This is a genomic window from Sodalis endosymbiont of Henestaris halophilus, assembly GCF_900161835.1.
GTDB lineage: Bacteria > Pseudomonadota > Gammaproteobacteria > Enterobacterales > Enterobacteriaceae.
The window spans coordinates 1,464,733-1,477,297 of the sequence record NZ_LT897836.1 but is presented as its reverse complement, the minus strand read 5'-3'; the positions used below and the strand labels follow the sequence as shown (position 1 = coordinate 1,477,297).

Below are 12,565 nucleotides of genomic sequence, written 5' to 3'. Positions count from 1 at the left end.
TAGTAATAATTTATTATTAATTGCATTTGTGTTATTTAAAGAAATGCAACTAGCAGTGTCAACTGCCCACAGGGGAGAGAATACAAAAGTATAATCGATTTTTAGAAAAATCTTCTAAAGACGCGATGTCAACAAAAAACTAAGAGAGCTAAGGTTTACTCATGAATGTTTCTGGATGTAATGTCCACTTTTTCTCTCACCCATTGGCCGATAAATAGTGACTTGTAGTAAGTAAGGTCTATTAATTTTGTCTTAATTTTATGTTAATTAGTCGATTAGTTATACAAAAATAATATAGAATAATATAGTAGATGAATTAGCCGAGTATAGTTGTCAGTTTGGCTCTAATCTCGTTAACTTGGCGAGTGCCGTCAATAGTAAAATAACGAGTATGACCGGCATTTGCTTCTTTACGGTAATAATCTATTAAAGGTATAGTTTGTTTATGGTACTCTACCAAACGTTTGCGTATGGTTTTCTCCTGATCATCCTGGCGGGTAGTCAATAGTTCGCCGGTTAAGTCATCTACACCCTCATTAATGGGTGGATTAAACTTCATGTGATAAATTCGTCCTGAAGACGCGTGCACTAGACGACCGACGATACGGTCAATGATAAGTTCATCCGGCACCGCAAACTCCAGCACATAATCCACTAGGATACCCGCTTCTTTCATAGCATGTGCTTGGGGCATGGTACGAGGGAACCCATCTAGTAAAAAACCATTACGACAATCATCTTGTTTGATGCGTTTTTTGACTAAAGCTATAACCATTTCATCGGTTATTAGCTGACCATCATCCATAAGTGCTTTGGCTTGCTTGCCAGATTCGGATTGTGTTTTAACCTCAGCACGTAGCATATCTCCGGTGGATATCTGCAGGATACTATATTTCTCTGTAATAAATCGTGCTTGAGTGCCCTTACCAGCTCCAGGAGCACCAAGTAGAATAATCTGCATTGCGTTAATCCCCTTTGCTAATTCAATAATATTATAAAATATAAAAAACACAACAATCCACGTAACTACTAGTACGTATTTTCATGTATTTTTTAAGCTATTATTTTCAATATAAGATATTTTCTTAACTTTTGGGTTTCCTTAAAAAACCACATGAAATAAGTGTATTTAATTACAAAGCAAAATCGTTCTAGCGATGCCAAAATACCCTATTATAGGGAAAAAGGTTTATTGCCAGATGACGAAAAAATTTCCCGTTGATGAATGTAGGAGGCTTGATTAAAGTGCGCTCTACGTGCAAAATTCTAAGAGAACGCAGTCACAAACCGAGCATGGCACTACACAATAGGAAGACCTTGCATAGATAAGTGTTTATATGGTCGATTAACTGATGAAGTTCCTTATATATATCTTGTTTAAGTAACTGCTAATTTAGCAACAACTCTACTTATCTGTCGATGCAAGGTCATTAGCTATATAGGCAGTACCTTTTATTAGCGGGTATTACAAAGTAAGTGTTAAATATATTTAATTTTCGGCGCTACAATGATTCTAGAGTAAATGGTTTGCCTATTTGCACATTTGTGGAATTTAAGTTAGTGGTGACAAACGCTAGTGGATTAGTTACGTGCAGTGTTTAAATACGCTTGTTAGTAGCTAATTCATATCCTTCCCTTAAGGTTAACTGCTTAATAAAATATTGTTTTATATGCTTGTAGCGTATCACATCTATTTTATTTCTAATTTTCTGAAGAGAGACGTTATTTAACTGTGAATGCGGCAGTGATGTCGTAGATTAATATTTTGCATTATTCTTGGCCTCACACAGTGCCTATCAATTTTTACGGCTAGTATAAAGGAGTTATTAGTGTGTGGCTATTGTGGAAGTTTAAATGAGAAGTTTAACCACGCGTTCCCTAACCATCTAAAAGCTTTAACGGTTAGGGTTCAGTCAGGTTAGAACGACATCATTCAGTTTACTAAGTTTACGGACAAGCAAATTCAACATCACCTTAAGATAATTCCAGAACTTACTCGTCCAGATGTCAGTAATGTGGTTCCAGATCAAAAGAGGCTATGTCTATAAGAATCGACAGTCGAGAATATCTGGCTTTCCAACGTTTGCTTTGCCTGCGAGTTTGTGTCTTTGAGTTAACAACCAAACATCTGCTAATAATGGCATTAGGTTGCTAACTCTTAATATTTTATTATTAATAATACGGCATTGTTGTAAACATCAAAATTTTGGTGTAACGATGGTCTTAGGTATTGCGCTTTAAGCGCATCTATTAACGCGAACTGTTGAGTAAATTTTATATCAAGAACAACCTATTTTTAACATATTGTTTTACACTTTAAAAGTATTTTGCTTGATAACTATATCTTCAACCTGTTTAGGAAATGAATAGCAAATTTTGCGGAGATTTTTCCTCGGTTGAAGCGAGCGATTAGACATGTATACGGATAACCAAACGGCTGACGTTTTATATATTTAGAGCTGACTTTTGTAAACATGTAAAGTTGTTCGAGTTCTTGTTTGGTTGTTTTGAGTCTTAATGTAGCAATAAATGCTTTTCTTAATTAAATTACTTATAAATATAAAATATTTCAAATATTAATTGCTTAACCCTAACTTATGAGCTAGTGGCCGCGTGTGACCATTTTTTGTTAGTATACTTATATAAGGTAAGCTTGTCACACGCTAAGTAAAAGTATTTAAGTGCTTTTTGAACTCATAATTCTTTTCTTTTTACTGTTTGCTAGTTTATACATCGCTGGCTTATTAACTTGACTGTCAAGTCATATCAGATAGTTAATTATTTATTTGTCAATAATACGAGATGAGAGTAGGTACATGTTGATGCTTTCTTAGGTATCAACTACAGATGGAGCGACATAGCTTTTGGGGGAGGATAATATAGTGCATTCTTCATGTACTCAATTTACTCTTCTGTTAAGAAGATTTGTGTCTGGTTATTTCTGTGTTTCTATGTAAAATGCAATGGGTTAGCTTATCCTTTTCATTGAAAAACTCTTTGTTCGTAACTTTTTTAGCACAAAAACTTGCCAAAATGATTGATAAATTAAGTTATCAGTTTTTACTGATTTTCCAAGATCTACATATCAAATTTGATTACAGTTGTTTTTAGATTGTACATAGTATGAGCTAATTGAGCTGCACGATTTTGCGCGATAATTTCAGTAACAGATCATTGTAATCAATTAATTACTTCACAAAGTGAATATATTTTAATATCTCTCATTCTATAACATTAATGATGAATATGTTCAGTACGTAGATATTTAACTCGTATTTTTGATTTCGGTTCTGAATATATATACTAAATTACTTGCATTTAGTAGTACAATGTATTTAGTTGTATATGTATATTTTACTATAGTTTTCCTTGTGTCATATTATCTATTAAAGTAGATAAGATACATGTATATATATTTTATATTCTTTGTTACAGCCGATAGGCATCGCCGCTCGCGGTAGTGCTAATATTTATTAGGTTTTATCAAACCAAGATTTATTTGGAACTATTATTTTATTTTTTTGGTATGCGTCTCAATTTACGTCGTCACTTATTCAGTAAAGTTGCATAGTAATTCGTGTAGTGTTCGGTTGTGGTATTGTGCGGGTTCAGCATTTGCTATAGCGCATTTTATCACTACAATTGCGTAGCAGTAAATAGAGCAAACTATGCGCTGATCCGATCAAGTTTTCAGCAAATTAGAACTGGCTTCTACACGATAGCAATTATATGTATCATTGACCTTAACTTTAATTTTGACCAGACTAAAGTTTGATTTACTATTTATTACCTCTAGTTGTACGAACTATTCTTGCATCCGCTGCATTTTTCCTATATTTATGGGTCTTGCTGCATTAAAATTTATCATTCTATTTTTACTAAACATCTTCTTCTCCCGCATCTTTTATTGGCATTTAGTTGCCACTGGCAATATCTTGTCGCATTATGGTGAATTATACTGATCGGATACTATCTTCATCCCACTCAGCGTCAAAAAAAATTCTGCAGCATTTGAATCTTCGAATCGGTTATAAGCACTTCCCGTGTGTCCGCATTAACTTCTCTTTATAAATGGTTTGATGCCATTCCATGGGTGTTTTATCGCTAAATTATCATCTTCCGTTACAGTTAATTCAACTGACGTCCCTAAATCTATACGCAAAGCTCTGCGCAGAGTGCTTTGTGCCGTAATTGAATTTAGATGATGTTTGGAGCCACGCAGGTGTAAACAGATCTTTCTTGGTACTAAATCTTCTTTCCAGTAGTTTAGCGCAAGCTGCTGTACTAGTTGTAGGCACTTTCAGCCGATTCACTTGTTTCTGCCCAGGCATCGTATTCCAACGCATATTCCTCTATGTACAATTTAATATTCGATGTTTCTTCATGAGTAAATGTTGTGCGCAGAGCTTGCGAGATATTTACAGGCATGAGATCAGCTTCATGTTGCTGGCTGTTATCACGCCAGCGGTAAGCTTTCGTTTCCAAGGGGTATTGTTCACCAGTTTTTTCTGTCCACCGTCTGGTGGACGCGCTCCTTTGCCTGTTTTCCCAAGGCTGCCAGTCTAGCCAGCGCACTTATAACTGTTTTCTGGCGTCTTTGCGCGGATTGATTTTTTTTAGTTTGTTGGTTTTTCTTCTGTAGAAGTAAGGCGGTGCGATCCTGCAAGAGCTGTACGGTCATGTCAGGCAATAAGTTATCGCCTGGCAGAAAAGATGTATGTCCCTGCGTCAACGATTGTGACGCCGAAAAATCACAGGGGACTAGTTGATGTGCTGGTGTGTCTAGTTTAATATCATTACGAGTACTTGCATTTTGTGTTAAGATTTCAAACGGATAATAATTATTCCCAGTGATATGATTAGTATAAGCAGCTTGTTCAGACACGGATTTCGTCTGTTTAGGGATAGGAGGCGTAGCTGACGATTCTTTGGTAACATGGTCACCCCCTCTATAGGGATTATGTACTATTTCAGATCTTGTTAAAAAGGAGTCTTCGGTTACTACCCCAGGTCGGTCCTTAATGAGAGGTGAGAAATCAGTGTTGTTATGCGATGTTTTGCATCCTCCTGTAGCGCTACCACCTGATATAATATATTCGTCATTTAAAAAGATACAGTCACTGGCAATATCGTTAAATTCAGCCGTTTTTTTTTCCTTGTTAGCTGGAATAACTTTTGCTTCCTCTGCGAGGGGATGAAATGCTAACGCACGCAGCAAGGTCATTTCAACCCCCATTCGGGGGGTTGGTGCAAAAGAGAGCTCCTTGCGCCCTATAAGCAATATTTGGTAATACAGCTGCAAATTATCCGGGGTCAGGATACGAGTTAATTCTCGCAAACGCAGCACTATAATAGGATCTTCTTCATTGTTTAATTGGTCAGGTAATAATTGCCCCATCGCGAGATGGTGAAGTAAAGAGAGCATTTCAAGAAGTAGACTTTCCCAATCCATACCGCTCGCGGCGTATTGCGCAAGTTGCGCCATCATCGCGCGGCCGTCGGCGGTGGCTAACGCTTCTATAAGCGACAGCGGCTGCTCGGTATTTAGCGTGCCTAACATCATGCTTACTACTTCAGCGCTGACCTCCCCATGTCCCATAGCGATTGCTTGATCTGTTAGACTAAGGGCGTCGCGCATGCTGCCGTCTGCGGCGCGAGCAAGCAGTTGCAGCCCGCGTGGTTCGGTGGCAATACGCTCTTGCTGCAATATCAGCGATAGCTGGCCGTAAATTTGTTCAATGTTAAGCGCTTTTAGATGAAATTGTAAGCAGCGTGAAAGGATTGTTACCGGTAGTTTCTGTGGATCAGTAGTGGCTAGCAAAAATTTTACATGCTCTGGCGGTTCTTCTAGTGTTTTTAGCAGCGCGTTGAAGCTGTGGCGAGACAGCATGTGTACTTCATCAATTAGATACACTTTAAATCGTCCGCGAGACGGTGCGTACTGTATGTTATTTAGTAGTTCGCGGGTGTCTTCAACTTTAGTACGTGATGCAGCATCGATTTCAATTAAATCAACGAAGCGGCCTTGCTCTATTTCGCGACAATTATCGCATTCGCCGCATGGTTTAGCGGTTATGCCGGTATCACAGTCTAGCGCTTTTGCTAGAAGACGGGCGATAGTTGTTTTACCCACACCTCTAGTGCCTGATAATAAATATGCATGATGAATCCTACCTAATGATAAACCGTTTGCCAGCGCCTTTAGAATATGCTCCTGACCTACTACATCGGCAAATGTTTGCGGACGCCACTTACGGGCTAAAACTTCATAGCTCATGATCAAAAACTGATTTTAGAGTAATTGAAGCCGTCATGTTAACATATCCGTATTCTGCTACGCGAGGTGTTTGTGATTTAGTAACCATGAAATAGTACTAGACTGTAACTTTCTACGCCGATACTGTTAAGAAAAGTTTCACCGCCATGGTCTGCCAGACTAATAACAAACGCTGCATTTTGCACATCTCCGCCGAGCCGCCTGATCAGTTTTACCGTGGCACCGATTGTACCCCCGGTAGCAAGTAGATCGTCCACCACGAGTACTTTATCGCCGGGAATGATGGCATCTTTGTGAATTTCTAAACTATCGGTACCGTATTCAAGCACGTATTTTTCGCTGATGGTTGTTCTTGGCAGTTTACCAGATTTACGCACTGGAACAAAACCGAGTCCCAGCGCCAAAGCGACCGGTGCGCCGAACAAAAAACCTCGTGCTTCTGCACCGACGATTTTAGTAAGGTCGTCATCACGATGACGGCTGGTTAGTAATGCGATGCTGGCGGCATAGGCATGTGGATTTGCGAGTAAGCTAGTAACATCGCGAAACAGAATACCAGGTTTTGGATAGTCCTTAACTAACTTAATGCTTTGTTTGATTAATACTAATTGTTGTTCTGTAGCAGTCATAGGGAGTGTGCCTGAAAAGCCTTAATTCATTATTAACGTGGTTCCTGTTATATCTAAATAAGATTAACCGCGCATGAACGCGTTTAACTCTATGCAAAGTTGCGTAAAAACGCAATTTCTAGTAATGCAACCGCGCTAGTAATTTTGCAATAATTGACATTATGTACCATGCGTTGTTGCCCCCTCGCATTAATACGATGGTATAGTAAAAACATGATATGTTTTATATAAGTTGATTTTGATATTTTGCATTATAGTTAAATAGCTTACACAAATCTCAATTAATTACCTCTCTTGGCCATCGCCTTAAAGATTAAGCTTCATGCATTGAAGCCTAGGTAGACCCTGTAGTGCATCAATCCCGCTTCTATCATCTTCTGTTTAGAACTAATTGCAATCAGCTTATAAATTACCTCTCTGAGAGCCGCATAACGCTTGTGCATTTGACCCAAGTAGTGAAAAAGCAGGGGAACCTTATCAAGCTCGTGGCATGGCTTGCCCAGAGATTAACCGATCAAATGTTGGCTTCTTTATCCTCTGTGAACTAGCTACTCACAATTTACGTCAAACTCTTCCTGCTACAGTTATGGAGAATATTTACGCTCGTCTGGCTGAGTATTATGGCTATAAACGTCGGTTGCTGGCAATGATCCGTGATCGTTATAGTTTACACGATGCTGTGGACGATCTTGTCTACATCAAGCAGTTGCAAAAGGAAATAGCTGCGCTGACAAGTCGTCTGCAACGTTGTCGGCAGGCGCTGGTTCGTCTTGAATACAAAATAAAGTTACGCAAGGATATTGAACAAGAAAAATATGCGCTTTAATAAGATTTATTTATGTAATTCTGCTTATTAAATACGTTTAATATAACTTAATGTTATTTATACTTGTTGGGTATATAATTTGAGTTGTTCAAGAAAATATGTAATACGAAAATTTGCCGCTAAAATTAAGATGACGGTCTCTTTCTATTAAGAAAGATAAAAACTAACATCGGAGTTGGTGCTGTTTACTCTGTAGATTGTCCGGATGATTATTTGCTCACAGTGAATGAAGTGGGGTAAACGTTTAAAGTTATTGTTTATAAACAACTTTATACAATTTTAGAAGCACGTTATTTTGACCTCAAGGCAACTTATGCATATGGTGATTACCATACAGAAGATGTGCAATTCCTTTAGCTAATCAAAGATATGCTAAAGCATAAACAATCAATTTATAAGGCTATATAGAGCAATGCGCAGTACTATTTACGGCACCACAATAGCGCATACTATTGTCAGTTTTTTCTGTTCCATATGTGTATAAATGGGGTTACACGCCGTATTAAATGTTTATTAAAATTGCAATCGTAATCACTAGTATAATTACATTTTACCCACGAATTTACATTAAGGCAAATTATAATTCTATTTAATTATACCAAAGGTAAGTGAAGCTGTTAGTGTCAAGAAATAGATTATTTAAATATTGTATCTTATGAGATATTTATCATCATTGATCTTATTATCACTATATAAAGTGTTTCGTGAAATAACCAATTTTATTTATTAAAAATTAATAAATTTTACTATATTTACCCTGATCAAGTACGTGACGCCATTGAATTACAGGATTTAATTACAGTATCCTATGTATATTAAAATATTTATTAAATATGTAATTGAGTTCTTATTCATATAATGCTATTTTGAATGATTTTTTAGATGTATACATGTAAAGAACACATACAATATAGAATTACAAACAATATAATACGTTACTGCTCTTAGTATTTATAATTGCTTTATTATTAAAACAGTAATTTAACGTTGTATTTATAAGTAATAAATAAGACTCTTATATCTAACGTTTGTTCAGATGACCTCCTGTAATTTACTTATAGTAGACTATGATAATAAATAAAATCATAAATAGGTAATTAGTGCAGGCTCCCAAGTGATGTTTTGTTAATAAATTATCTCTTTCTGTTACCATCTATATATAAACTTGCACCCTTCAATTTTCTGGTAAAGTAAGTCTGTATATATAAACTATAGGATTATCCTAGTACTCACTTTAGTTGAGTGCAGCGATAGTTACTGCAGATGTGGTTTCTAATAGATTAATCTAGTTATCTATCAGTTCGTCTCAAACAGCTTCAAAAGCAATTGAACGCAAAACGATTAGTTTGTGTAAACAATGCTGAAAACCGTCAGTACCAATTTTGGTATACATTCGTTTTTATCTTTACGATAACCGCTTAGTAGTTATACTTAATGTATGTTGATGTTACTGATTGAAGCAATGTCTTTATGCTGTTTCGTCAATAAAGCTGGAAAAGTATATTGAAATTACACGCCAGTAAAGTAACGGCAGCATTTCTGATAGAAATCACTGCTAATCCACGCCAATAAATATTTTAGCGTTTGCCTATGTGAACGATATAATGTAATTATCGGTTTCATTATACCGCGCGATATTGTCTCTCAGACTAATATGCAGTTGTCAAATATGCTTATTGCCGCTAAAATAAATAAAAATTTGATACAATGCATTATCGTTGCCTCAACAAAGTATTAGAGTAGTATTTAAATAAATAGTAACGACGTGCATGATACCGGTGGTAGTTAACAGATAAATAAAAGTGCAATCCGTCAGATCACAGTGTTACAAGCTATCTGCGATAAGAAGATTTAATCATTCTCGAATGAGATAACCGAACAAGAATAAAATTAGCCGTGCATTTCTCAAAAGTCTTAACAGGAAATGGGTAACCCGTATTATTTAAATACGTTACCGATAGCTTTGTATTTTCCTTAGTGGATGTTAATATAATTATATTTGTGGTACATTTGAGATAATCAAACTACTTATAAGACAAAGATCCGGCTATAATCTCGTCTGTTGTTGGATCTGTATTAACGTAACCACCTCGGTATATATACAACAAGGTTGTCAAGATAGTGTGACTCAGAGATAAATGTATCAGAGGAATATGAACAGCATAGGCCATCTAATGTATAATAATGTTTGTATATAACTTTTGAAAATGCTTTATTAAGCATGGCCACTAAATTAATCAAACTGTTCAATCTGGTTTTAAACTATATATTTTGCTCAATTGCATGTGTAAAAAATTGCAATTCGCTATGTTCTTTGTTACTCCAATAATTTTAGTAATAAGATGTACAAGTGCAGTAATCTAGCGTTCTTATCCTTAAATGAAAATCATCTATTTGATTAGATGATCATAACAATATGCTTTAATAAGCTGTTATTGTCTATGTTGTTTTCTATAATCAAGAAAACCATAAGCTACAGTAATGATATAAAGTTCAATTGGTTAGTAACGAATACGCGACACGTACCTAGTTAGGTTCCAATAAGTGCAATAATTTTAGCTAATATTAATTTATGTCATCAGAGTTCTATAAGTCTAAAATAACTATATTACTAGCGGTTAGACGAGTAGCTAGTTAGCTATGAATGGGTAAGAAAAATTAATGCCTTAATCATCATGCATAATTTACTAAAACTCCGTCTAGAGGTACGGAAAATTAGTTGAAAATCAATCCTTATGGATTTTTAGTGTAGTTTAAGGATGTGGTTATTATTGAGATCAGAGATTAAAGTTACGATTTTATCGTCTACATCAATGGTCAATCAGCTATCATAATCTGGGTGTTTAAACTCTTTCTTGGTACCAATGCGAGCTGAATATCACAAACTCGGTAAACACTAAGTTGTCGCGATTTAGACTAATATCACTGCGGGACTAGAAACAAGTTCTACCTTACGAGACCACGCCGCTCATAAATAGTTCTCTTCACCCAGGTGGTACATTTTAACTGGATATTATTATTTTAGTGTTTTTAGTAATGTGTTTATTATTGCGGAATTTACGAGCAAGATGTTTATCTTGACAATAAGCGTGGCAAATATTCCTGCTAGGAGGAATATTTGCCATTATTGAGGCATTAATTAAGCTATATAGTCAATGACTATCATCATGTTTATGTACTCGTGTGCCATCATTCTTTTGGGTATATGTAGTGATCTTTATGGTAAAAAAACTGATCGAGTGATTGCCCAATTAAGAACTAAATTTAATTGAAGTAACTTAGAAATAAATGGGCTATGCCGATAGTACCTTAGTAGATGTTTGCGCTGTTGGTATGTCTTATCTTTCGTGTTTGTACGACGGCCTTTCTACGACTCCTCAATCAGTACCTGTTACCATTATTGCTTTAATTACCCGACGTGTTGCAAAATTCTATCAATGATTATGGCCTAATTTTGATCTCATCACTGTACGTAATTTTGTCTACGATATCAAAAAGCGATAACTATAATATATTATTGGCTTTTAGCCAATCCTAAAAGTTTAAGCAAAACTGCTCAATATAGACCACATATTAAACAAATATAGATTCTATTTATTAATATATCTGTTTATTATTAATAAATATAGTGTCATTTTTATTTATCTTTTACATTATTTTGTCAGATAAAAAACAGAGATTCTTTCCTAGTAATTGATTTTCTGCCTTCGGTGTTACTCAGGAATACATTCATGAGATAATATATGAAGTGACTTAGTATTATTTAAGCAACGAAACATATAATTTTAGGTTAATATTCATTGTCAACAACTTTTGTTTCGTCGGACGTTAATAAAACTTAGGTACCTTTGCTGGTTTATAACTTGCGAGTGATTTTTATACAGTAGTTATTATACGGTCTCGGTTTTGCACTGACGCATGAAGTTTAGATCAGGCATAACTGATTGTGGCGAGAAATTAGTTCTTGGACATAGCAGCGTAACATCTTGATATGTGGGGGTGTGTTTGGACTGATTGTCTATATAAGACACCTAAGTATAAACTAGATTTCGATTAAATAGAAAGTCTTTGTGAAAAGTATAGAAAGAGAAGGGATCTTTGTTAAAGATTAACAGCTCTTCGTGTGGCTTTGCGTTAGTCATTTCAATAACTTCATTAAGCATAGTAGGTTACTACTCACTCATCTATATTATAACTAATTATCTTTAGATACTGTAATACAGTGAAAAACTGTGTATGACTAATTTAGTAATCAAATTATTTTCGTATATGATAGCACTATTTCGCGCAAGTAATACTATTCATTTTGTTGAGCTCATTGATAACAACTTGCCGTCAAGGTAAATCCAGAGGAAAGCTGATTCTGATAACCGTTTCAGTAGAACAATGATATTGATGATGTATAAATTATCAAAAACTGGAATCCTTTATCAAGGACAGTTTATCAGCAACTAGACTCCATTTTTGTATGCGATATTAAGTATTATCTGTGTTCTACGTACTTATGCTTGTTTGAAAAGGGGTATTTCGTTGTTCTAGGCTATTTTGGTAAGTTTCTCTGAAAGGGGAACTTTGCTCTTCGCTACTTTGCGTATATAAAATAATCTTAGCGATTAATTTTCTTTTCTATAGATGTTCTGTGCTCACGATCATAGAAATACTAACCCAAAATAGAATACTAAAATGTTGTATTAATACTGAAGTAGATTAATAATCTTATGCAAGAAAATGTAAATGTACGATAGAATAAACCTTATTAAAAGCGGTACGTTTTTACCTCTAATTCTAATGAATTTACTAATTTTTCTCCTCCCAGAATGCTACTCATATTGA

General features: G+C 35.6%; 7 protein-coding genes. 2 read left to right on the top strand and 5 right to left on the bottom strand.

Annotated elements, in window-relative coordinates; translation table 11 throughout:
• Window positions 1–316: 316 nt before the first annotated feature.
• The 5 genes from adk to apt all read right to left on the bottom strand — a co-directional run bounded on the left by adk (window position 317) and on the right by apt (window position 6,906).
• A complete protein-coding gene (gene adk, locus HBA_RS03120) occupies window positions 317–961 on the bottom strand; it encodes an adenylate kinase (RefSeq protein ID WP_097032548.1) in 645 nt (214 codons plus the stop codon).
• Window positions 962–4,054: 3,093 nt separating this feature from the next.
• Window positions 4,055–4,234, bottom strand: coding sequence for a DNA polymerase III subunit gamma/tau C-terminal domain-containing protein (locus tag HBA_RS03535; RefSeq protein WP_457920943.1), 180 nt, complete (start codon window positions 4,232–4,234; stop codon window positions 4,055–4,057).
• A 50-nt stretch (window positions 4,235–4,284) separates the two neighbouring features.
• Window positions 4,285–4,485 (bottom strand): hypothetical protein, encoded by a 201-nt coding sequence (locus HBA_RS03110; RefSeq protein WP_097032546.1) that lies wholly within the window; start codon window positions 4,483–4,485, stop codon window positions 4,285–4,287.
• A 10-nt stretch (window positions 4,486–4,495) separates the two neighbouring features.
• Entirely contained in the window at window positions 4,496–6,277 is a 1,782-nt protein-coding gene (gene dnaX / locus HBA_RS03105) for a DNA polymerase III subunit gamma/tau (protein ID WP_097032545.1), read from the bottom strand.
• Between the two features lie 77 nt (window positions 6,278–6,354).
• A complete protein-coding gene (gene apt / locus HBA_RS03100) occupies window positions 6,355–6,906 on the bottom strand; it encodes an adenine phosphoribosyltransferase (RefSeq protein WP_097032544.1) in 552 nt (183 codons plus the stop codon).
• A 350-nt stretch (window positions 6,907–7,256) separates the two neighbouring features.
• On the opposite strand from apt, the gene priC (HBA_RS03095) reads away from it, so the two are divergent.
• Together priC (HBA_RS03095) and priC (HBA_RS03090) are read left to right on the top strand one after the other, a co-directional pair.
• The gene (gene priC / locus HBA_RS03095; protein WP_097032543.1) at window positions 7,257–7,454 is read left to right on the top strand and encodes a primosomal replication protein PriC; all 198 of its coding nucleotides are present in this window, start codon (window positions 7,257–7,259) and stop codon (window positions 7,452–7,454) included.
• Window positions 7,397–7,732 (top strand): primosomal replication protein PriC, encoded by a 336-nt coding sequence (gene priC / locus HBA_RS03090; RefSeq protein ID WP_097032542.1) that lies wholly within the window; start codon window positions 7,397–7,399, stop codon window positions 7,730–7,732. The genes priC (HBA_RS03095) and priC (HBA_RS03090) overlap by 58 nt, the downstream gene beginning before the upstream one ends.
• The last annotated feature ends 4,833 nt before the right edge of the window (window positions 7,733–12,565 follow it).

Bases quoted from the DNA above. Each gene is read 5' to 3' on its own strand.
- adk (WP_097032548.1), bottom strand. From the start codon at position 961: ATGCAGATTATTCTACTTGGTGCTCCTGGAGCTGGTAAGGGCACTCAA.
- dnaX (WP_097032545.1), bottom strand. From the start codon at position 6,277: ATGAGCTATGAAGTTTTAGCCCGTAAGTGGCGTCCGCAAACATTTGCC.
- apt (WP_097032544.1), bottom strand. From the start codon at position 6,906: ATGACTGCTACAGAACAACAATTAGTATTAATCAAACAAAGCATTAAG.
- priC (WP_097032542.1), top strand. From the start codon at position 7,397: ATGGCTTGCCCAGAGATTAACCGATCAAATGTTGGCTTCTTTATCCTC.